The sequence below is a fragment of the Nostoc sp. CmiVER01 genome (genome assembly GCF_034531135.2).
In the GTDB taxonomy this organism is placed as follows: domain Bacteria; phylum Cyanobacteriota; class Cyanobacteriia; order Cyanobacteriales; family Nostocaceae; genus Nostoc.
In genome coordinates, this window is sequence record NZ_JAVRBU020000015.1 from 235,234 (window position 1) to 258,060 (window position 22,827).

Annotated in this window: 17 protein-coding genes; 8 read left to right on the forward strand and 9 right to left on the reverse strand. The window is 39.5% G+C overall.

The features are described 5' to 3' along the window. The first annotated feature begins 252 nt into the window (after positions 1-252). A complete protein-coding gene (locus RMZ43_RS25740; protein WP_322647697.1) occupies positions 253-1,203 on the forward strand; it encodes a UDP-glucuronic acid decarboxylase family protein in 951 nt (316 codons plus the stop codon). 146 nt (positions 1,204-1,349) lie between these two features. Beyond that, positions 1,350-2,741, forward strand: a complete 1,392-nt coding sequence (locus RMZ43_RS25745; protein WP_322652906.1) for a UDP-glucose dehydrogenase family protein — start codon at positions 1,350-1,352, stop codon at positions 2,739-2,741. 355 nt (positions 2,742-3,096) lie between these two features. Here RMZ43_RS25745 and RMZ43_RS25750 read toward each other — a convergent pair whose 3' ends face one another. Next, complete coding sequence (locus RMZ43_RS25750; RefSeq protein ID WP_322647850.1) at positions 3,097-3,891, reverse strand: LmeA family phospholipid-binding protein; 795 nt, start codon at positions 3,889-3,891, stop codon at positions 3,097-3,099. A 943-nt stretch (positions 3,892-4,834) separates the two neighbouring features. On the opposite strand from RMZ43_RS25750, the gene mgtE reads away from it, so the two are divergent. The 5 genes from mgtE (at position 4,835) to RMZ43_RS25775 (ending at position 10,552) form a co-directional block, all read left to right on the forward strand. Beyond that, complete coding sequence (mgtE, locus tag RMZ43_RS25755; protein WP_322647699.1) at positions 4,835-6,187, forward strand: magnesium transporter; 1,353 nt, start codon at positions 4,835-4,837, stop codon at positions 6,185-6,187. A gap of 186 nt (positions 6,188-6,373) precedes the next feature. After that, a complete protein-coding gene (locus RMZ43_RS25760) occupies positions 6,374-7,426 on the forward strand; it encodes an aspartate carbamoyltransferase catalytic subunit (protein ID WP_322652907.1) in 1,053 nt (350 codons plus the stop codon). Positions 7,427-7,961: 535 nt separating this feature from the next. Further along, entirely contained in the window at positions 7,962-8,852 is an 891-nt protein-coding gene (locus tag RMZ43_RS25765) for a hypothetical protein (RefSeq protein WP_322652908.1), read from the forward strand. 71 nt (positions 8,853-8,923) lie between these two features. Further along, positions 8,924-9,916 carry a pentapeptide repeat-containing protein gene (locus RMZ43_RS25770; protein ID WP_322652909.1) on the forward strand — a complete coding sequence of 331 codons (993 nt, stop codon included), beginning with the start codon at positions 8,924-8,926 and terminating at the stop codon, positions 9,914-9,916. 195 nt (positions 9,917-10,111) lie between these two features. Further along, a complete protein-coding gene (locus tag RMZ43_RS25775; RefSeq protein WP_322647703.1) occupies positions 10,112-10,552 on the forward strand; it encodes a pentapeptide repeat-containing protein in 441 nt (146 codons plus the stop codon). A gap of 70 nt (positions 10,553-10,622) precedes the next feature. Here RMZ43_RS25775 and RMZ43_RS25780 read toward each other — a convergent pair whose 3' ends face one another. From RMZ43_RS25780 to RMZ43_RS25815, 8 genes are all read right to left on the reverse strand, one after another. Then, positions 10,623-11,963 carry a TldD/PmbA family protein gene (locus RMZ43_RS25780; protein WP_322652910.1) on the reverse strand — a complete coding sequence of 447 codons (1,341 nt, stop codon included), beginning with the start codon at positions 11,961-11,963 and terminating at the stop codon, positions 10,623-10,625. 295 nt (positions 11,964-12,258) lie between these two features. Beyond that, on the reverse strand, positions 12,259-13,731 hold the full coding sequence (locus RMZ43_RS25785) for a TldD/PmbA family protein (protein ID WP_322647705.1): 1,473 nt from the start codon (positions 13,729-13,731) through the stop codon (positions 12,259-12,261). Between the two features lie 568 nt (positions 13,732-14,299). Further along, a complete protein-coding gene (locus RMZ43_RS25790; protein ID WP_322647706.1) occupies positions 14,300-15,127 on the reverse strand; it encodes a glycosyltransferase family 2 protein in 828 nt (275 codons plus the stop codon). Positions 15,128-15,166: 39 nt separating this feature from the next. Beyond that, positions 15,167-16,471, reverse strand: a complete 1,305-nt coding sequence (locus RMZ43_RS25795) for an NAD(P)/FAD-dependent oxidoreductase (RefSeq protein WP_322647707.1) — start codon at positions 16,469-16,471, stop codon at positions 15,167-15,169. 96 nt (positions 16,472-16,567) lie between these two features. After that, entirely contained in the window at positions 16,568-16,924 is a 357-nt protein-coding gene (locus RMZ43_RS25800) for an EamA family transporter (RefSeq protein WP_322647708.1), read from the reverse strand. Positions 16,925-16,927: 3 nt separating this feature from the next. Further along, on the reverse strand, positions 16,928-17,341 hold the full coding sequence (locus tag RMZ43_RS25805; protein WP_322647709.1) for an EamA family transporter: 414 nt from the start codon (positions 17,339-17,341) through the stop codon (positions 16,928-16,930). Between the two features lie 389 nt (positions 17,342-17,730). Then, positions 17,731-17,886, reverse strand: a complete 156-nt coding sequence (locus RMZ43_RS25810; RefSeq protein WP_322652911.1) for a hypothetical protein — start codon at positions 17,884-17,886, stop codon at positions 17,731-17,733. Positions 17,887-19,316: 1,430 nt separating this feature from the next. After that, positions 19,317-19,676 carry a hypothetical protein gene (locus RMZ43_RS25815; RefSeq protein WP_322647711.1) on the reverse strand — a complete coding sequence of 120 codons (360 nt, stop codon included), beginning with the start codon at positions 19,674-19,676 and terminating at the stop codon, positions 19,317-19,319. A gap of 991 nt (positions 19,677-20,667) precedes the next feature. Between RMZ43_RS25815 and RMZ43_RS25820 the strand changes: the two genes are divergently transcribed. Further along, the gene (locus RMZ43_RS25820; RefSeq protein WP_322652563.1) at positions 20,668-22,827 is read left to right on the forward strand and encodes a Tex family protein; all 2,160 of its coding nucleotides are present in this window, start codon (positions 20,668-20,670) and stop codon (positions 22,825-22,827) included.

The following is a 22,827-nucleotide window of genomic DNA, read 5'->3' on the forward strand; positions in this document are numbered from 1 at the left end:
ACACTTTGTATTGTTAAAGATTTGATGAACTTTAGGTGGAAGACTGGCGATTTTTGTTACTTTACTAGTTAAATTATTAAGAGAAGCAAGTAAAAAATAACAAAAATATAACTGAAGAAAAATACGTAATTTCAACAACACTTTTTGATTGAAGTTTGTTCTTTTTTTCGTTTTGTATTTTTGTTCCCAATCTGGGTAATCTAAAAGTAAGTGCAATAGCTACTGAACATATTTGTAAGTAACTGAGAAACTATGAGAATTTTGGTGACGGGTGGTGCTGGGTTTATTGGTTCCCATCTCATCGACCGACTAATGAATGATGGGCATGAATTAATATGCTTGGATAATTTTTACACTGGTCACAAAAGAAACATTCTTAAATGGCTAGGTCATCCGTATTTTGAACTAATCCGCCACGATATTACTGAACCAATTCGGCTAGAAGTGGATCAAATTTATCATTTGGCTTGTCCTGCTTCACCAGTACATTACCAGTACAACCCAGTTAAAACCGTTAAAACTAACGTGATGGGAACACTCAATATGTTGGGGCTGGCTAAACGTGTGAAAGCTAGATTTTTCTTGGCTTCAACCAGTGAAGTATACGGTGATCCAGAAGTTCATCCCCAACCTGAAGAGTATCGGGGTAGCGTCAATCCCATTGGCATACGTTCATGCTACGACGAAGGTAAAAGAATTGCTGAGACTCTAGCATTTGATTACTATAGGCAAAATAAAGTTGATATTCGAGTTGTTCGGATATTTAACACTTATGGGCCGAGAATGTTAGAAAATGATGGCCGGGTGGTAAGCAATTTTATAGTTCAAGCCTTGCGGGGTAATCCTTTAACCGTTTACGGTGATGGTTCGCAAACTCGTAGTTTCTGCTATGTTTCCGATTTAGTCGAAGGATTCATCCGCTTGATGAATAGCGACTACATAGGCCCAGTAAACCTGGGTAATCCTGGTGAATATACGATTTTGCAATTGGCAGAAGCTGTGCAAAATATGATTAATCCAGACGCGCAGATTAAATTCGAGCCACTACCTTCGGACGATCCCCGGCGTCGCCAACCTGATATCACAAAGGCAAAAACTTGGTTAAATTGGGAACCGACTATTCCTCTGCAAGAGGGGTTAAAGCTAACAATAGAAGATTTTCGCGATCGCATTCAAAGCGATGTAAATAATTCAACCACTTGAGTAGCGCCTAACGTTGCTCTAAATTTCATGCAGGCTCACCCTATCGGTAGCTAGTATGCTTAGTGGCTGAGTTGACTACCAGTGTTTAAGTGTCATATTGATACTTCTTTTAAAAAACTAACCCCAAAAAAGTGAGGAGTTAAAAAATGCGTGTTTGCGTGATTGGTACTGGTTACGTTGGTTTAGTTACAGGTGCTTGCTTGGCTCATATTGGGCATGATGTCATTTGTGTAGACAATAACGAAGAAAAAGTTAAGTTAATGAAGTCTGGACAGTCTCCAATTTTTGAGCCGGGACTTTCAGAAATTATCCAGTCTGCCATTCAAACAGAAAAGATTCATTTTACTAGCGATCTCGCTGCTGGAGTTTCCCACGGAGAAATTCTGTTTATTGCTGTGGGAACGCCACCTTTACCCACTGGTGAAAGTGATACTCGTTATGTTGAAGCTGTAGCCCGTGGGATTGGGGAAAATCTCAACGGCGGTTATAAAGTTATAGTCAATAAATCTACAGTACCCATTGGCTCAGGTGACTGGGTACGAATGCTTGTTTTAGATGGTGTGGCTGAACGGCAGAAAACATTAGTACCAGCTGGTGGGGTTCCGAGTAATGAAAAATTACCTGAGTTTGCAGCCGAGTTTGATGTAATCAGCAATCCAGAATTTTTGCGCGAGGGTTCGGCAGTGTACGACACCTTCAACCCCGATCGCATTGTACTAGGAGGCAATAGCCAAAGAGCAGTAGCCTTAATGCGACAACTCTATGCCCCAATTGTGGAACGCAAGTACGCTCTTGATCAATCTTTACCCCCTGTGCCAATTCTGGCAACAGACCTAAGTTCGGCGGAGATGATTAAATACGCCGCTAATGCCTTCTTAGCCACTAAGATTAGTTTTATTAACGAAGTTGCTAATATTTGCGATCGCGTCGGTGCTGATGTCAGCCAAGTAGCTAAAGGTATCGGTCTAGACTCCCGCATTGGTAACAAATTTTTACAAGCTGGTATTGGTTGGGGTGGTTCTTGTTTTCCTAAAGATGTCTCCGCTCTGATTCATACTGCTGATGATTATGGCTATGAAGCCCAATTACTCAAAGCTGCTGTCAGTGTTAACGAACGCCAGCGCTTGATTGCTTTAGAAAAACTCCAAAAAGTTCTGAAAATTCTCAAGGGCAAAACAGTTGGACTACTCGGACTGACCTTCAAGCCCGATACCGACGACTTGCGCGACGCCCCAGCCCTCAACCTAATTGAGCAGCTCAACCGATTGGGAGCCAAAGTTAAAGCCTTTGACCCGATTGTTTCTCAAACAGGTTTACGTCATGGGCTTTCTGGTGTGCTAGTAGAAACCGATGCCGAAAGACTAGCTGATGGCTGCGATGCGTTAGTACTTGTCACCGAATGGCAGCAGTTTAGCACTCTTGACTATGTAAAAATGGCAAAATTGATGACCCACCCCGTTATCATCGACGGTCGTAACTTCCTTGACCCGGAAGCAATGATACGGGCTGGATTCCAATACGTAGGGGTGGGACGATAGAGATTTAGGAGTTAGAAGCGATCAATGATGGATAAAAATTGCTTATAAATTATAATCCATTACTCCTAACTCTAACTATCTTTAAAACCTAAAGTATTATGATACCGCCTAAATTGCTTTAGGCGGTATTTAATTTTGTTTTAGGGCTTCATGCAAAGACCCAAAAAAACGTGAATTCGACTGTTCATATACTGTACGTCTAATTAGCCCAATCAAAAGATTGCTAAGAGATTTTACTACGTAAAACAAACTCTCCCACGGGTGGGAAAACTTGAACTTTAGTTCAAACCAAGGAGAGGTTTATCGAGTTCACGTTAAAATTTTTTACTTACTTTGCTTACGTGACAATATAATATCAAGCGCTATGTGGAATACGTTCAATTTCAGCATAACCACTGAAAATAAGTTTTTGACCTTCAGTGTCTAATCGGTTGAGCCGCATTTTCACTCCATCGAGGTCAAAACGATCGAGATCAACCATATTATCTAAAATTTCTACCAGCGCCACGCTCAAGGTTTGCGAGATTTCCCGTTGTGCTTCTGGTACTTGGTCAAGTTCGATTTTTGGATCTTTGAAGGAAACTCGCCGCCGCCTTTCAATGCCTAAAGTTAGGCTCATATTCAAGGGAACGAGTTCGCCATTATTTAAATCTGCTTTTGCTACAAGCTGTAAGCGATTTCCTGGCAATAACTGTACCTGTACTTCCGTAAAGGAAACTGGTTCACCGCCAGATAATTCTGTCAGTGATGGTACGGTGAGATTAAGCAGGCGCTTTTTCACCAGTTCCGCATTAAAGGCTTGGTTTATGCCTGCTTCTGATAAAATTACTTGGGCGATCGCTTGAGTAGGTTGCTTAAGACTGAGCTTGCCACTTAAAACCGAGCCGAAGTCAATGGCAACCGCATCGGTTTCAAAAGACATCTCCTCTACCGCAAAATCTCTCCGAATCACCAACCCACGACCGCTCATTTTGAAGCTATCAATGCTGCCTTGCAACAGTTTGCTGGAGGGGTAGCAGCGCACAGAGACTTCTACTGACTCGCTTTGCGTAAACAGGTGGCGAATCGTTTGGCTGGCGACCGTGTTGAGCATCCGCTCTCCCCAATCTGTGCCTTTAGGATTTTGTAAACCAGTAAGTCCGCCGAACATGTGGTTTTTAGTCTCTAGAAGTTCTTTGTACTTTTGTAACAAACTGTGAAGAATACAGCAAGCGATCCCGTGATTAATTGTGCTGATAGGTAGGTATAGGATGGCTGATAGTTGTTATCTCAACGTATAAAATATTACAAATTTGACTTAGACAGGGAGAATGTCGCAGCATTCATAACATTAACAATTATACTTTGAAGTATATGGGCTAAAGGGTTTAGAGTAAACACCCTACCTTGAGCAACTAAAGATTTACTTTAGTTGACTAAATGACTGCTCTTTTTTTTTCAAGATAGTAAAGGAGTCCGCGAAAGTTTTTACCCTAATTTATTTATGGGATTCAAAATTATTGACTTTTGAATGCGTGACTTTTGAGTTCCCTGAACGTGAATTATATTGAGCAGAACTGAAACACACCTTCTCTAAGAGTTCAAGCTGACCTTTTCTATCTCCTCTTAGAGATTCAAAGCGATCGCCAAAGCTCAAACACCTTACCGTGACTATGAAGTGAAACCTGCTAACCCATTTCTGATTCTTCGTTGTCCAGGTGACTATGCATAAAATTGCTTGATACCAAATATTGCTTACTGATGTTGTAAATATTTTAACTGTATAAAGTTTGCGAAAAAATTTGTTGATTGGGAAGACACATATCTTATAGCAATAGTAAAATCTACTTTAAGCTAGATAAAAATTACCTAAATTTCAGGGTAATTAACTTAGCTACTAGTAGTAAATATCACGAATACTGAATGCTAATATTCAGTGTTTCCTGGAGAGTGCTATTCCGGGTTAGGATGATGACTAGCGATGCCTTAATTTAGATATCGATATTGAATTGTTGAAATTTTATGGGCAATAGTCCACCAGATGGCAGTATCAACCTCCTCTGATCTGGCGAGGAAGTCTCCCAGCGCGGGGGAGACTTAGGAGATATATCTACATGCTTACACAAGATATTCGTGATTTGCTGACTGATACTACCGATTTAAACCAGTTAAAATGGGATTTAAATCGCTTGCAACCTGTAGATGTGGGAGACTACATTACACAATTACCTGAACAGCAACGCGCGATCGCATTCCGTTTACTCAATAAAGCTCAGGCAATTGATGTATTTGAATATTTGCCCACAGAGGTGCAGGAGGAATTAATTAATTCTCTGCATGATGTCCAGGTAGTGCAACTTGTAGAAGCCATGAGTCCCGATGAACGGGCAGAATTGTTTGATGAACTACCTGCTGGAGTAATCAAACGGCTATTACAAGAACTGAGTCCAGAACAAAGGCAAGCAACAGCAACGATTCTCGGCTATCCAGAAGGTACTGCTGGGCGGGTAATGACAACTGAGTATGTCCGGTTGCGCCAAGGATTAACTGTAGGTGAAGCCCTAAGCAAAATCCGTCGTCAGGACGAAGACAAGGAGTCGATTTACTACGCCTACGTCACAGATGACAATCGAACGCTGGTGAGAGTAGTTTCACTGCGCCAGTTGTTGTTTACCTTTCCCGATGTTTTTATCAAAGATATTGCTAGCGATCGCGTCATTAAAGTTAGAACTGAAACCCCTCAGGAAGAAGTGGCGCGAATCATGCAGCGCTACGACTTAATCGCTATCCCCGTAGTTGACCGAGAAGACCGATTGGTTGGCATCGTCACCATTGATGATGTCATGGATATTTTGGAAGAGGAAGCCACAGAAGATATCCAAAAACTGGCAGGTGTCAGTGGTGATGAAGCTGCTTTATCCTCTCCCTTACTCACTATCCGTAACCGCTTACCTTGGTTGTTGGGGATTATGGCACTGTATATTGGTGCTGCCAGTGCGATCGCGCCTTTTCAATCTGTAATTGCCGCAGTACCAGTTCTAGCAGTAATCATGCCAATTTTTTCTAATACCGGTGGTACTGTTGGGATTCAATCATTAACGGTGACAATTCGCGGCTTGGGAGTGGGCGAGGTAACACCCAAAGATACCTTAAAAATTCTCCGCAAAGAACTTTTAGCTGGTTTAGGTACAGCCGTAGCTTTAGCCACAACAATGTTCCTGCTTTCCTTAATCTGGGCGCAACCCCAAGAACGATGGGTGGCTTTAATTGCCGGAATGGTCATGGCAACTAATACAATTGTGGCTGTTACACTTGGTACTTTATTGCCAATGGGTTTGACACGGCTGAAGCTTGACCCTGCTTTAGTTAGTGGCCCGTTAGTGACTACAATGCTAGATACAATTGGGTTTTTAACATTCCTCAGCCTAATTTCTCTAGCTTTAAACGTTTTCCATTTACCAACTTGAAAGGATTGGGCATGGAGCATTGGACATTGAGCATGGGAAAGAGGACTTGGGGACAAGGAGAATTGGGGACAAGGGGAAAGACTTGTTGGAAGTTCTAAACTTTTGTCACCTTGTCCCCTCTGCTCCCCTGCCTCCCCTGCCTCCCCTGCCTCCCCTGCCTCCCCTTGTCCCCACTTCCCAAATTCTATGCCTACTACTACCTGGAATCGTCATCACGTTCTTTCCCTAGCTGACTTTACGGCGGCTGAATATAATACTGTTTTGCAAACTGCTGCCAGTTTTCAGGAAGTGCTATCACGGCGGACAAAGAAAGTACCAACCTTACAGGGACAGGTGGTAGCGAATTTATTTTTTGAATCGTCTACTCGCACTCGCAGCAGTTTTGAACTCGCGGCGAAACGTTTAAGTGCAGATACGCTGAATTTTGCCGCAGCCACATCTTCTATGACTAAGGGAGAAACAATTCTCGACACGGCGAAAACCTATTTGGCAATGGGAACTGATATTATGGTAGTCCGCCATCGAGAGGCAGGAGTACCGAATGCGATCGCGGCTGAAATGGATCGTTTAGGTGTAAAAGTTAGTGTCCTCAATGCTGGTGATGGTCAACATGAGCATCCTTCCCAAGCACTGCTAGATTTATTTACCATTTGTACTCTAATTGATCCAGCTAGTCCCCGACTAGAACTTTTAAAGGGTAAAAAGATTGCCATTGTTGGGGATATTCTCCATTCTCGTGTGGCGCGATCGAATATCTGGAGTTTAATCGCCAGTGGTGCCGAAGTGCATCTAGCAGCCCCACCTACCCTCTTACCCAAATTATTTGCCGAGTATATTTTGGAAGAGGCAGCAGTTAAGAATCAGGAATTTATTATCTCCTCATCCCCCACTCCCCACTCCTCACTCCCCACTCCCCAACTATTTCTACATTGGCAACTAGAACCAGCTTTGCAAAATGCCGATTTTGTCATGACTTTGCGCCTGCAAAAGGAACGGATGACCGCTCATTTACTGCCAAGTTTGCGAGAATATCATCAGCTATTTGGCATTACAAGCACAAAATTGCAACTTTGTAAACCTAACGTCAAGGTTTTGCATCCAGGCCCAGTTAACCGTGGTGTCGAAATCAGTTCTGAATTGATGGATGACCCAGAATTTAGTCTCATACAATCACAAGTTACCAGTGGTGTCGCCGTTCGTATGGCGCTGTTGTATTTGATAGGAAGCAGTAAGGTCTAAGTAATTTAACTCTCACAGGCAATGACCATCAGGATTCGGCTGTTGAGGCAACTGTAGGCAAAGACATGACTACACAAGCTAGATAAAAAAGGTATAACATAAGACCAGCCCTTTTAAAGTAAGTAGAAATTCTCGCAAGTGAATTCCTCTCTAATATCATGGCCGTATAATTAGTTGTGATTCCCAGAGCCTTTGCACCTCAGCCTTTAATTCCCTCCCCGCTTGCGGGTAAAAGAGATAAAGCGTAGCTTTGGCAGGGTGGGGTTCTTCGGGTTTAATAAGTAATCAAGCGGACATAATATAAATTTCTATTCTCCGTATTCTCTGTCTTAGAAAGCCTGATGTCTACGGCGGACTGCGCCAACGGAGGTTTGCTGCCCTCAAACTTTCTACTGTGTCTCGGCGGTTAAATAAATAACTTATAAACCACTTTTCACACAGAGAACAATTAGAGAAAAAGAGATTTTAGCAGTCACGTTTAAAGAGCTAGTTCTATCATTTATTACTACCTGATACCTGTGCCGGAGATTTGCTGATGAAAACTATATCTAGCCTTGATACAGTAACTAAAAATTTAGAGCATCATGAAAACTCAAAACGGATTAAAAAATTAATATACTCAGCCTGTAAAAATATCTGGGAGAATGATGAAGATACGCTAGAACGGTTTAAAATCCAAGAATTAATTCAAGAATTATGCAGATTAAATCCGACTATAAATAACTTAAATTATACTTTATCTAAAGTTGTAAAAACCCTGAATAAACAAGATGAATACGCCCTAATAGCCAGTGTTATTTCTCATGAGATGCAGAAATTATATATAACACTTGATGAATCAACAGGAATATTATTAAATCAACCTCCTCAAGAAGACTTAACAGGAATATTATTAAATCAACCTTGTAAAGAGGAACAGACCTTTTATAATTCTAAGCAAATATCATTAAATCCTATAGATAAATCTCGAAACAGTCAAATCAAACATCAATATAATCAGTTTGATTTACGGCAAAATATTATGAAGTATACTAACCCACTTAGGGCTAAGATAGTCCTATTTTCTGCACTTTACAAAAAATTTACTTTCAATGAAGAAGACTGGTTGAAACTGAAGGCTGAAAAACTTGATGATTTATTGCTGAAATTATTTAAAACTTGTCCAACTATCAGAGAGCTTGAATCTAAACTAAATAATGCCGTTATATCTCTAGGCAAACCAGATGAAAATATTCAAGCAGCTAGTGCAATTATCCAATCTATGCGAGGTCTATATGGAAATATATCATCCAGTGTTAATGGATATCAACCGTTTAACAGCGATTCATCTCTGGAAACGAAAACACTAGTTAATCCTTATCATAAAATGGCATTCAAGGATGACAATAATACCTGTCAATTTCTAGCACCCCCTACCAAAGAATAATGGCAACTTTTGACTATTGTTGATACTGGAAAATTTAAAACGAGTGTAGTAATTGATAGGGGAAAATAAATATGGATGCCAATGAGCTTCTTAAACGATATGAAAATGGAGAAACAAAGTTTTTGGAGGCAAACTTAAACGGCGTAAATTTGTTTGGTGCAGACTTGATTGGTATAACTTTGAATAAGGCAGATTTATCTAATGCAATCTTAATTTTTAGCTATCTAAATCGGGGAATCCTAAATAAGGCAAATCTAGTTTGTACAAAGCTAAGTGGTGCGAACCTAAATCAGGCAAGTTTAATCGATGCCAACTTGCATGATGCTAATTTACATGGTGCAACTTTACAGGGTGCTGATTTGCGTAATGCGAATTTAACTTTGGCGTATATGTTAGATAGTAACTTGATGGACGCCGATTTGCGTGGTGCAAATTTGAGTGGTGCAAATTTAACTGGCGCGTGCCTGCGTGGTGCTAACTTCAGAGAAGAAAAGAGAATGTATTCTGCTAGTCTACGGGGTGCTAACCTCCATAAGGCTGACCTGCGGGGCGCTGATTTAACTGGTGTAGACTTATCTAAAGTTGATTTGAGTGGTGCTAACTTGAGTGAGGCAACGCTACGTTATGCCGATTTGAGTGATGCCAACCTGAGTAAAGCTATTTTATATAATGCATCTCTGGCAGATACTAACATCGGAGGTGCTAATTTGAAAGGTGCTAACCTAATGAACGCTAGACTAGAACGCTCAAATCTCATTGATGCCGAACTTACAGGTGTTAACTTGTACGGTGCAATTATGCCAGATGCTAAACTGACTAAATGCCAGATGAGTGGAGTAAACCTGAGTTTTGCAAGGCTAAATAGAGTTGATTTAAGTCGGGCTAACCTGCGTGGGGCTAACCTTACTGAAGCAGACTTGGTTGATGCCTATCTTGCTAGAACAAACTTGACTGATGCTAATTTAAGTAAAGCAAATCTAATCAGAGCAGAAATGAGTAGTACAAATCTGACTGGTGCAGATTTGCGTGGTGCGGTCATGCCTGATGGAACAATTAACGACTAAAAATATATAGCGGTTTGCAGTTAAGTCCAATAATATTACTATTAGTCCGATCGGACTAGTTTACAAAAGAATACCTATTCTCATAGAAATTATCTATTACTCCGATCGCATGAGTACAAAATTCTGTAATCTTGGCACACTGGTATCGTAGAAGTTTAAAAATTTTAATAACTTCTAGAAGTGTCGGAGGTAAATATGAAACGAATTTTTTTGACGGCAGCAGCCTTACTCAGCACGCTATCTTTAGCTGCTCCCCTTCCCGTCAAAGCAGAAAACTCCGCCTCTGTCCGGCGCTTGCTGGAAACTAGAGAATGTTCTGGATGTAATCTAACAGGAGCTAACCTCAAAGGCGCTCACCTCATAGGTGTTGACCTCAGAAATGCAAATTTAAAAGGGGCTAATCTCGAAGGTGCTAACTTAGAAGGTGCTGATTTAACTGGTGCAAATTTGAAGTCTGCTAATCTCACAAAAGCATTCGTCAGCGATACTATGTTAAATAATGCCAATCTCACCAACGTTAATTTGAGCAATTCCCGCTTATATAATAGTGACGTAGATGGCGCTGTTATGGCTAATATTGATTTAAGCGGCGCTGATGTATTTAATACTGCCATTAGCATTGGTGGTGAATACTAATGGTGATTAATGATTTTGAAGTGATGAGTTAAGAGTTATATTCAACTCCTAACTCTCTACTTTTTAACTTTTACTCACCAGTAATCGACAATTCATTAACCCAGATTTTCGGGCAAACTCCCCCTGGCGTTAACTCTGGCTCTTTTTCTACATAAATAATTGACTTCAGGACTTCTAAGAAATCACCAGCAACAGTTGCTGACTCAATACTTGTCTTGACACCCTTGTTAACTAGCCAACCATCAAACGGCAAAGAAAATGAACCCTGCAAAGCTTTAACTCCAGCATGGAGAGCTTGTAAATCATCGATAAAAATCACATTTTCAGCAGTTTCTAAACTCAACTCTTCTTCAGGAGTTGCTGTTGAAAAAACGTGATAGAAATTGGGACTAACGCTAACTTTTGCACCAATACTAGCGTTACCTGTTGGCTGGGTATTGAACCTTTTGGCAGTGCCTGCACTGTGGAGAAAGCTTTTTAAAACTCCATTTTCAATCAGTGAAACCTGACGAGTAGGAGTTCCTTCACCATCAAAAGTTTCTGCGCCTACGTTAGCTGGGTGAAGTGCATCATCAAACACTGAAAGCAGAGGAGAAGCAATTTGTTTACCTAAATCATCAGCAGTAGATAAGCTTTGGTTGTCTAAAATACTTTGAGCGTTGAACAAGTTAGAAAAACCACCCAACAGACTTAAAAAAGCTTCCGGTGAAAAAACAACCCGATATTTACCAGTTTTGATTTTTTCATAGTTCAAGTGACTGATAGTTTTATCTGCGGTTTCTTTTATGCAACTATTGATGTCTAGATTATCTAAACTATGGTTGATTCTAAAAGCACCTGCACTGCGAGGTTTTTTTCCTTCTTCCTCAGTTTTGCTGTAAAGATAAACTGATGCTAAGGAGTGAGATTCAGTTCTCACTGCACCGTCGCTATTAAGATAAAATCTGTCAATATCTCTTTGCGATAAACCATTATAAGGCACACCTTTAATTGCTGGATGAGCTGCTAGTAGTTCTTTTTCAGCTACCAACAATTTTTCTATGAGTTCAGCAACAGGTGCTTGGGGTGCCTTATCTTGAGGTTTATTTGCAATAGGAACAGTAGCTTCTGGACTAAAATCAGGAACATTTTCTTTAACACCAAAGAAACTGGCTTCGTAGGCAGTCTTCAAAGCTAATTCCAGTCCTTTAGGGTCTACATCTGTGGTGCTGGTGACACCCATTGTATTATCTTCATTCCAGACACGAACAGTAACACCAGAGCGGTTTGAGGCTTTGACTTGTTTTGGCTCACCTTGGTCTACTTGCACGCTAGTATCATCTACTGTTGAACCATAAATGTCGAATTTCTTAATACCAAGCTTACCAGCATTGTCCTTGGCATAATCTGCAATTTCATTGATATTTGGCATAGTCAATTTTGGATTTTTAATTTTAGATTTTGGATTGAGAGCAATTTTATTTTTGATATTAGATTTTGAATCTTGGATGTTATGACTTAATATTTTGCTCGGAGAGTTTTTATTGACGCAACAGGCACAGCTAGAATTTCGGTAGCTTCTTGCATTAGGCTTTTTAGTTTTTCTGTTGTCATTAATCTAGATTCAATAAGAAGCTCTAACAAGTAAAGCGTTTCAGGTGCTTTGTTCTAGCCTTCAACTCCTACTAATTCACAATCCAAAATCCAAAATCTAAAATCTAAAATTCTTATCGTCCACCAACGGTAATAGAATCAACCTTGATATGGGGTTGTCCTACTGTGGTGTAAATACTACCACTCACAGAACCACAAAAACCTGGTGCAATTTCCAAATCTTGGGAACACATAGAAATTTTATTCATAATTTCCTTAGCTTCACCAATTAGAATTGCTCCCTTTAGCGGTTTGGTGATTTTGCCATTTTCAATCAAATAAGCTTCATCAACGCTAAAGTTAAATTGGCCCGTAGCACCAACGCTTCCGCCACCCATCTTTTTACAGTAGATACCTTTATCAACAGAGGTAAATAAATCATCAATGCTATATTCGCCAGAATCAATATAAGTATTACGCATCCGGCTAGCAGCAGCAAAGGTATAATTTTGGCGGCGTCCACTTCCAGTTCTGGGGTGTCCGGTGCGTGCAGAACCTGTTCTATCTGCTAAGAAGTTTTTGAGAACGCCTTTTTCAATTAATAGGGTTCTTTGAGCAGGCATACCTTCGTCATCCATGTCAATTGTTCCAAAGGCATTTTCAGAACGCCCTTCATCCCAGGCTGTCAAACTTTCGTGGGCAATTTTTTCGCCTTTTTTGTCAGCAAAGGGTGTGGTATTGCGTTCAATTTGGGTGGTTTCTAACAGATGTCCGCAAGCTTCGTGGAAGATTACGCCGCCAAAGTGATTCGCCATAATAATCGGGTAAGTACCTGATTCTACGTAATCGGCGTAGAGCATTTTGCCAGCAGATTCTGCTATTTTTTCGGCAGCTTGTTGAGAATCCCAAGTCCTTAAGAAGTTGGCATCGCTAGTATTACCAGCGCGTTCACCGATAGAAGCACGATTAGCGCCATCAGCACACAAGAGGTTAAATCCTACTGACTGGGTGAGGCGAATGTCACGGGCAAAAGTGCCGTCACTGGCGGCGATTAAAACTTCTTGCCAATCCCGGAAATAGGTAGCACGGCGCGATTGGACGTGGCTAGCTTTTCGCTTCAGGTTGGCAGTGCCATCAAGGAGGACTTCTCCCATTTCTCGGATGGAACTACACACTGGTAGCCATGCATCTTTGCCTCTTTTGGTGGCGTAATCTCTCAATAATTCTAGGTTGATTTCTGGGATGAAAGCTTTAGCAATGGGTAGTTGCAATCCCAGGATAGAAAGACCTTTTTCTAAAGCTGCTTTCAAACCGGAAAACGAAAGGTCATTGGTGCTGACATAGCAATCAGCTTTGCCGCGAAATACTCTGACTCCCGCGCCTGTAGACAGACTTGGTGAAATACTAGTGATGGAGTCGTCTTCTGCAAGGCAACTAATATAGTTGCGACGTTCTAAAAATAATTCGATGAAGTCAGCGCCTGCGGCGCGTCCTAATCCCAGGAGGGTAGCCAGGGGGGCTTCCCAGGTTTCATCGAAACGCTCTGGTGTGGAGGAATATTGCAGGGTGGGAAGTTGATTCGAGAGAAGTAGCGTACTTGTAAGCATGGGTAGCCTCGTCTGCTGGCGTAGTTCAGAGATTTGACTGAAAAATCCTGGTGTGTTTAGTCTAACAAATCAGTGAAAGTCAGAGTCGGCAATTAAGTAGTAGGGGTTTCCTCACCTGGGAAATTTATACCAATTCGCAATGGGCTAACGCCCCGCTGCGCTAAGGCAATTAAGAAACTTAGATACAGCAAGACTTTCCTGATTTACATCTGTTGCTTCATTTTGGAGAATTGGTATTACTTCCCTTTCGTTAAGCGTGAGTGAAATATTTAAGTAACGCCCTTTGGAGAGCGATCGCTATCATATAGAGTCGAGATATAATACACTTTCATAGCGAATGAGCAAATCAAAAAATGAAAATATTCATGCATAAAAAATTGGAAGGCAGCCTTAGACTGTCTTCCAATTTCTTAAACTATTAGGAAAGAATATCCATATATAATATTGGTAAAAGCAAGAATTTAATCAAACTTATTTTTGATTTATGCCTTGCTCATCCCTAGAATGGTTGATAAATGACCATTTTCCATCTATTTAATTCTTGGTAAGAGCCTGTTCTTTCTTAGGCTTATTTACGATTTGTCATTTTCAAGGGAATTCTTACTGTTTCTTGCTGATTGAAAGTCTGACCTAAATTAGCAGCAGTTGGCGGTGGCGATGTTAGATTCTTAAACAATAACTTTAGGGTTCGAGTAATAGTTTTAATAATTTTCATTTTGCTGGCGCTCGGCTTTTCGTCATATCTCAAAACCATTGGAATTTCTATGATTTTTGGTTTGAGCGCTTTGGCTTTCAGCAATAAATCTATCATGCAAGCAAATCCGCTTTCAGTGAATAAACTCTCACCATAATAGATATCTAGTTTGCTGACGAAAGTACGGTTATACAGTCTGTAGCCGCAAGTGTAGTCTCTTACACCTGGTACACGGGCTGCAATTCTAAAAAGCCAGCTTGCTCCGTAGCTCATCACCTCTCTAAATTTTGATAAGCCTATGACTTTAGAGCCTTTTCGATATCTAGATGCGATCGCAATATCATAGCTACCAGCTATCATCGTCTCATACATCTTGATTAATAGTTCTGGTGGTTGAGTGTTGTCGCAATCCATCGCGGCTAAAAAATCACCTTCTTTAGAAATTTCTAAGAAAGTTGTGAAACCTGTTTTAATTGCTTGACCTAAACCAGCATTTTTGGGATGCTGGACTAATTTAAGTAATATCCCTAGCGATTGAGATTCTTCTATTGCAGTCTGAGCAGTTGCATCCTTGCTACCATCATCAACAAGAATTAGCCGGATATCCATATTAGATATTTCCTGCAATACCTGAAACTTTTTGAACAAGGGGCGAATTGATTCTTGCTCATTGTATGCGGGTAAAAGAACAAAAAGACTCATAAGTACCTCGTGTAATTTTCAAAATATTATTCTCTAAGTTCAAGAATTCAATAATGTTGATTTCTTGAGAAATTCATCAACCTGTCGGACGACTGCGTTGTTATTGACGCTATCATTAACCAACTGTGAGGTATTGACAACGAAGAAATCATCGTTTTCAGTACTCACTTTTGGAACTAGGCTTGAATAATTTAAAACTTGTAGCGGCTGTACTTTAATAGCTCGATTAATGTGTGCTGCAACAATATCATCTGCTTTGAGTTCTGGGAACATCAAACGTATACCTTGGAAAAATACTTGGCGCAACTCATCATCTGGCTGTTTTAATAACGGGTCAGTGGAAAGGATATATTTTGGTAAAAATGTAATATGATACCCTGCTGTCTCTTGCAAAGAAACTAGGTTACTCATACCGATGACTCCAGTAAAAGGAACATTTCTATCGGCAATATTTACTACGTAATAAGGAATTAAAGCCTTACGAGTAATAAGCACCATGCAGATTACACCCAGGTATTCTACTGTTTCACCAGTGTCTGAAACTTTCACCAATTCTTTGGCAGCAACCTGTTGCAAAATATTAACTGGGCCAGTAAAGATGACTTTATCAAAATGTTCCTTTTTGCCCTGATATTCTACCCACATTCCACCCTCTGGATGAGGTGCAATATATTCCACTGCAACACCTGTGTGGATATGACCACCAGCCGCGTAAATTAATTTTTCTATATGGTCAAAAACAGTTTTGTAACCACCTGAAACATAACCAAGTTGTTCTTTATTTAATGAAGAATCTCGCGCTGAAAATAACCGTTTGATATAAGCCCAGATAAAAACTGCTGATATTCGCTTATAGTTCTCTCCTAATTTGGATAGAAGCAAAGGTTTCCAGAGCTTTTCGTATGTGCTTTTACCACCAAGTTTCAATAGCCAATCTTCAACTAATATCTTCTCTAAGCGTCGCCAGTTATTCAGGCGTGAACCATACAGTAGAGTGAAAGCTAATCTGATCTTACCTATAAGTCCGAACAGAGGAAACCGCAAAAATTCTATAGAGTTACTGATAGAATAAAATTTTTGATTGTCGTAGAAACCTGTTAAGCTTCTATGCCAACGCAGCTTATTTCCAAGACCAATATCTCTGAGAAAATTTATTAAATGAGTATCAGAAGGGAGGATAACGTGATAAAAACGATCCCAAGTAAACAACCCATAATCATGATAAGTGGTAAGTCCACCAAGCTGCTTATTACTATCGAATACAGTTACTTTATGTCCTTGATTTGAAAGACGTTGGGCTAATACCAGCCCAGTTATACCCCCGCCAATGATGCCTATATTCATAAATTTAATTGAGATTTATATAAGGATACTTTGCTTTTGAGATTTATTTTTGGCAAATTGTAATATTAATACTTTTGCTGTCTATTCCTTTGGCTATTAATTTACAACCAAAATTACACCAGTTATAATAATCGAAATTCCTAACCACTGACTAAACACAACCTGCTCTTTTAAAAGATAGTGGGAAGCAATTGGAACAAATGCATACATTAATCCTAGAACTGGAAATGCTTGGCTTAGAGGAATTGTCCGCAATACATAAAGCCACAATATAGTCATAAATGCATAGCAAATAAACCAAATCCAAAAATAACGAGACAATAATAGATTTTGGATAGATGTACTTGCTCCCTTAGCATGGCTAGAAATGTGAAGTCCATACTTTAGTGATAGGTTCGCTGTTGTTCCAAATAAAACCACAAGCATTAATACAAGCCAAGTAATGATGTTCATTTTTCAATCTTCTTGATGAGAGTTTCTATACATTAATGTCGATTTTTTTAAAGGAATAACTACTAAAATAACACCTATGAAAATAGTAATTACTCCCGCTATTCTAGTTAGTGTAATCTCTTCATTAAAAAAGTAGTGCGAACCAAAAAGTATCCCGACATAATTTAAACTAGTCAGTGGATAAGCAATACTCAATTTTACCGAACGCAGAGCTAATATCCAATTTACTACCCCCAAGCAATAGACACTAATAGCGAATACTAATTTTTGAATAAATACCCAGTTTAGTAGCCCCTCATTTGTATGGCTCATGGTATATTTCATCAGCAGTTGACCAGAAATACTAAATAAAATACTGACAAACAATATAATATAAGGAATTATTTTAAAGTTTGAAGTTTGCGAGATAGATTTCATAGTCAGTAAATTTGGCTCAATAGAGATATTAGGTATGAACGGGACAGTAAACAATTTATAGGTTTAAACAGATTTAGATTTAGGTCATACTTTATGTGTAATTAAACTTTCACTTCAGTAAATAGACAATAAAATTAGGAAGATTATGTTAAAGTGATTGATATTAAAATGATCATAGAAGCTCATATCCAAGAGTTAGCAAGTAGATACTATGTAGCCTGGAGGACGGTTACTTTATTTTGGCAAGACCCGATATTATCGGATTAGAGTATGCTAAATTTGCTTACTGAGTTACACTCGCAGACATAACAGTTTAATTGCTTGACAATTAGCGCAACAGTTTAGACTTTGCCCAATTGTGAATTGCAGATGTCTTCCTTATCAGCCAGTTATGTTTCCAGACTAGTTTTAGTGCGATGGCGTATGCGCCCACTATCGGCGATCGCAATATCTATGTCATAGTGGATGCAGATATAGAAAACATTGGGTGTGCCACAAAGTGGACAAAGTTTAGCACCGAGACATAGTTTATGCTGAACTCGCATTTAAACTGTATGTTCAACAGATGGAGTTAAGCGAGTAAAAATGGATTCCCGAAATTTTTTATTAATCCATGCATTAACTTTCATCAGTTGTATCCTGCTATAGAAACCTTGTTAAAGACACTACTCAACTTCTAAAGCCGTTAACTTATGCATCAAAACTAAGCTGGATTGATAAATATTCTTAATTTTCTCCAGTAAGTGTTTATTAGTTCTACGACATGCCATAGAGTTTATCCAGGCTTACACACATATCTGCAACCTCGGTTAGAAACTAAGCCGATTCTTAAAAATTTGTACTCAAAAATAGTGTGTATATGTACTCTTTTTGGACATAGGAACACAATGGTTAAGAAAAATCTGCCTTAGAGTGGAAACTATCTATAGATAACTATACAGTCATGCGCCTTACATGTTTCTGGTAAATTTTATTGCATGTAGAAATGCAGCTTCTGACAACACTAAAGGGCAATGTAAACTAGCATTTGGTAAGCAACTCGCAGCTACTTACTGTTGATTTAAGTGGATTTGAGATATTTTTAGATTCATCTTAGTAACACTGCTGTTTAATTGTTTTTAACTATATGTAATTTTAATTAGAGCTTTCTCTCAGAATTTATTTTTACATATAATTACTTACTAGAATACCATGAGAAAACAATGTTGCAAATTTATCGCCACACTTTATCAAAAATTTATTTTAGGAAAATATACCTAAACAGAAACTTTATAAAATCATACATTTTTCTTTTGATGAATCTCTGTTTTTAATAATTTCTACATTTGTGTACCACTTTCTGACTAATAAAGTTGCAGAAGTAGCGATTCAGTATCAGACTCTTAAAATGCAAAGCGTAAGAGTCTGAGAAAGTAGAATTGAAATTTGAACACTAGTACAAGTAAAAATTTTCAGTATAAAAATACACTTAATCTAAGACTATAGATGTTAACTAATAGTCTGAATCATTATTTATTTATGAAAATCTTCAAATTCAAATATCTTAAACAAAACTTATTTTATGGTTAACTTAGAAACCAAATAACACGTAAGCCCCTATTTCTGAATTTTCTTAAGAAGGCGGATTAAATAAAGCGTAGAATCTCACCCCCAATCCCTCTTTTTACTACTACCGTGTAGATATAAGTCGAGTCTCTAATCAAATGCACAGAAAAGAACGGAAAATTATTTTTAAAATCCTTAAATCTCCGTTATACCTCTATCAATAATCTGGCATTATCAAATCAGTAAACAGTCAAAATTTATCAGTTATCACGGTAACAGTGTAGGAATTTAACGCCAACTGAAATACACCACTTCTCAGTTGTCGAGGACTTTGACTCTCAATTGATTTACAATTCATCGATAAATGATGATTGTTATTTAATTCACATTCCTATCAAACTTTATATTTGATATTTACTGGTAGTTGGTCTTATTTAGTTTCCCTAAATTGTTTTCCTTTGCTTTGAGTTTGTTTTAACTCATTTTCTTGCAAAAGTCTGTTGGTAATAATTAAGACAATGATTAACAATCCAAATTGAATTGGCCAGGGTGCTAATACTAAACTGAAAATAAAGCTAATAGCTGCAAATACACCTGCAATATATGCAATTTCATCACTACTCTTTTTAAAGAAGTAGCCAGTGGCTATAGCCGTACACAGTGGTATCAAGAAAAACAAAGGCATTTTAGTAACCTCTGAACTAAAAGTTGTTGTATCTATGAAACTGAAACAAATTGAAATCGTTTTTGTAATTCTGGTTGATTTTACATTCAATAAGGTATTAGCCACAAGAGTCGATCGAAATAAATATTTGTTCTGCCAGTGTCCCGATTCAAAATAGCTTAGGTATGCTATTATACAAACTCTCGTTTGCCCACGAGGATTGAAAGGATTTAAAACTCAACAAGAGAGGCAGAGGGCAGGAGGCTCAGTTGGAATACTAGACTTCTTGCATAAGTCGGGAAAAGGGGAAGGTGGGGCCCCCTCTGGGGATAAGGCTATGCATTACCCACATCTTTCTTTACAATCTTGAAACGCTTGTTTTGTAGGCATCTTAAACACTGAGGTGTGAGGCATACTTGACAAATTGGCTCTTAATATTCTCGCTAAAATTAGGTTTTTATTGAGAATTAACGACAGACGTATCAGGGTTGTAAGAAACGTGAGTGAATACTCTGGCAATTGTTGAGAAAGATCCGGGTAATGGATAGGGGGATAAGGGGCGGGGGGAAGGGGAAAAACTTCTGTATCGTCCTTTTCCCCTTTAACATGAACCCTTTTCCCTAAGAGTGCAAAAAGCACTTTTGCCAAGAGGTCTACTGCTCTCTTTTCCCTGCTACGACTATACGGGTCTTCGGTCTGAGTACCTCACCATAATCCAATACGCTTGACTTTTAAGACAGTCGCTACACATTTCAAGGTTTTTGGCGCTAACCCAAGCGTATTGCACCATAATCTCCGATTTGGTTCGCCAGCCCGGTCTTGTTGTTTCAACAAAGAAGGACTGGCTTTCCCGTTGGGTGGCTAAGAATTGAGTTTTCTTTAAAGCCTCGTTCAAATTCTGCCCTCTAGCTTGAAAATCAAACTTTGGTAAATTAGCTTAAAACTTTGGCTTTGCGCCAAAATAAGGATCTAGTACAGCGCAGCGTAAATCAAGCTACCATTTGAAAACTTGCAAAAGCTTTGATATACAAAACTTTTGAATGCGTGACTTTTGCGTTGCGGTACTAGCATATTACCTTTAGAAGTAGCATTTTCATTTTTTCCTTTTAGACACTCAATGCTGAACATTCCTCAATTACTGGCAACTGAAATAAATCTCAAACCCCATCAGGTGCAAAACGCGCTGGAACTTTTGGCGGAGGGTGCAACAATTCCTTTTATTGCACGTTATCGTAAAGAGCGCACTGATGAGATGAATGAGGTGCAACTACGTGAACTGGCTGATCGATATACTTATTTAACAGAACTGGAAGAACGAAAATCTGTGATTTTAAGTGCGATCGCAGAACTTGGTAAACTCACAGATGAACTCAAAGCCAAAATCTCATCCTGCTTACAAAAAACCGAACTTGAGGATTTATATCTACCCTATCGCCCAAAACGACGCACCCGCGCTACTATTGCCAGAGAAAAAGGACTTGAACCACTGGCTGAATTCATCAAGTCGCTAAATGTAAAAAATGCTGCAACGGCTTCCCTAGAAGAAGAAGCGCCTAAGTATATTTCTGAAGCCAAGGGAGTAAAAACAGCAGAAGAAGCGCTCAAAGGTGCTGCTGATATTTTAGCGGAAGAAGTGGCTGAAAAAGCTGAATTACGAGCATATATCCGCGATTATCTTCTAGAAGAAGGGGTATTTGTCTCCCGCATCAAAGATGATTATCCCGAAGGTACAACCAAATTTGAGATGTACCGTAACTATCAAATTAAGGTAAAAAATATTGCACCCCACAATATGCTGGCGTTGTGTCGGGGTGAAACGGAGAAAGTATTAAGCTTTGAAATTGCTTTTGATGAAGATACGGTACTTTACTATCTTGAGTCAAAAGAAATTAAAACCAAAGTTCGGACAATTCGGGATTTTTATCAGGCGATGTTAAAGGATGCATTTAACCGTTTGATGAAAATATCTCTAATGGGAGAGGTAATTTCTGAAATGAAAGTTTACGCAGACATGGAATCAATCAAGACATTTGAAACTAATCTGCGAGAATTACTACTGTCTGCACCAGCCGGAATGAAACCCACCTTAGCGATAGACCCTGGATTTAGAACTGGGTGTAAAGTTGCTGTTCTCGACCAAACCGGGAAATTTTTGGAATACCAAGCGGTTTTTCCTCACCAAGCGGCTGAACAACGCGCTAAAGCTGCACAAACTGTCAAAAAGCTAATTGAAAAGTACAAGATTGAGTTAATCGCCATTGGTAACGGTACAGCGTCCCGCGAGACAGAGGAGTTTGTCACGCAAGTATTGGAAACCATAGAACGCAAACCAGTTAAGGTAATGGTAAATGAATCTGGCGCATCTATATATTCTGCAAGTAAAGTAGCGCTAGAAGAGTTTCCCGATTTAGATATTACCGTGCGCGGTGCAATTAGCATCGGCCGCCGTTTACAAGATCCTTTAGCGGAACTGGTGAAAATCGATCCCAAATCTATTGGTGTGGGACAATATCAGCACGATGTCGATCAGAAGTTGCTGAAAAAGAAGTTGGATGAGACTGTAGAAAGCTGCGTTAACTACGTCGGCGTAGACTTGAACATGGCTTCTAAAGAACTTCTGACTTCCGTCTCTGGGATTACGGCAACAGTTGCCAATAACATTGTCGCCTATCGTAACCAGAATGGAGCTTTTAAAAATCGCCGACAACTTTTGAAAGTTCCGAAGTTGGGGCCAAAAGCCTTTGAACAAGCGGCGGGTTTTCTGCGGATTCGCGGCGGTGACAACCCATTGGATAATACAGCAGTGCATCCAGAAAGTTATTCCGTAGTAGAAGCGATCGCATCTGATCTAAATGTGCCATTAAATCAGGTCACAGAAATTGCCGAAAAACTTAAAAAGACCAACCTGAAAAAATATGTTACCGATACTATTGGCGAACCCACACTGCGCGACATCCTTAGTGAACTAGAAAAACCAGGTAGAGATCCCCGTGCAGAATTTAAGTATGCCACCTTCAAAGAAGGAATTAAAGAAATCAGGGACTTAAAGGTGGGAATGGAACTAGAGGGAATGATTACAAATGTCGCCAACTTCGGCGCTTTCGTTGATATCGGCGTACATCAAGATGGCTTGGTGCATATATCTCAACTTGCTGATAGATTTGTAGACGATCCCAAAAAAGTTGTCAAAGTCGGACAAGTAGTCAAAGTGCAGGTGCTAGAAATCAACGAGAAACTCAAGCGGATTAGTTTATCGATGAAAGCAGTTAAACAATGA

Bases quoted from the DNA above. Each gene is read 5' to 3' on its own strand.
- RMZ43_RS25780 (WP_322652910.1), bottom strand. From the start codon at position 11,963: ATGCCAAATATCAATGAAATTGCAGATTATGCCAAGGACAATGCTGGT.
- RMZ43_RS25775 (WP_322647703.1), top strand. From the start codon at position 10,112: ATGAAACGAATTTTTTTGACGGCAGCAGCCTTACTCAGCACGCTATCT.
- RMZ43_RS25760 (WP_322652907.1), top strand. From the start codon at position 6,374: ATGCCTACTACTACCTGGAATCGTCATCACGTTCTTTCCCTAGCTGAC.
- RMZ43_RS25740 (WP_322647697.1), top strand. From the start codon at position 253: ATGAGAATTTTGGTGACGGGTGGTGCTGGGTTTATTGGTTCCCATCTC.
- RMZ43_RS25750 (WP_322647850.1), bottom strand. From the start codon at position 3,891: ATGTTCGGCGGACTTACTGGTTTACAAAATCCTAAAGGCACAGATTGG.
- RMZ43_RS25765 (WP_322652908.1), top strand. From the start codon at position 7,962: ATGAAAACTATATCTAGCCTTGATACAGTAACTAAAAATTTAGAGCAT.
- RMZ43_RS25805 (WP_322647709.1), bottom strand. From the start codon at position 17,341: ATGAAATCTATCTCGCAAACTTCAAACTTTAAAATAATTCCTTATATT.
- RMZ43_RS25770 (WP_322652909.1), top strand. From the start codon at position 8,924: ATGGATGCCAATGAGCTTCTTAAACGATATGAAAATGGAGAAACAAAG.
- RMZ43_RS25800 (WP_322647708.1), bottom strand. From the start codon at position 16,924: ATGAACATCATTACTTGGCTTGTATTAATGCTTGTGGTTTTATTTGGA.
- RMZ43_RS25820 (WP_322652563.1), top strand. From the start codon at position 20,668: ATGCTGAACATTCCTCAATTACTGGCAACTGAAATAAATCTCAAACCC.
- RMZ43_RS25745 (WP_322652906.1), top strand. From the start codon at position 1,350: ATGCGTGTTTGCGTGATTGGTACTGGTTACGTTGGTTTAGTTACAGGT.
- RMZ43_RS25810 (WP_322652911.1), bottom strand. From the start codon at position 17,886: ATGCGAGTTCAGCATAAACTATGTCTCGGTGCTAAACTTTGTCCACTT.
- mgtE (WP_322647699.1), top strand. From the start codon at position 4,835: ATGCTTACACAAGATATTCGTGATTTGCTGACTGATACTACCGATTTA.
- RMZ43_RS25785 (WP_322647705.1), bottom strand. From the start codon at position 13,731: ATGCTTACAAGTACGCTACTTCTCTCGAATCAACTTCCCACCCTGCAA.
- RMZ43_RS25790 (WP_322647706.1), bottom strand. From the start codon at position 15,127: ATGAGTCTTTTTGTTCTTTTACCCGCATACAATGAGCAAGAATCAATT.
- RMZ43_RS25795 (WP_322647707.1), bottom strand. From the start codon at position 16,471: ATGAATATAGGCATCATTGGCGGGGGTATAACTGGGCTGGTATTAGCC.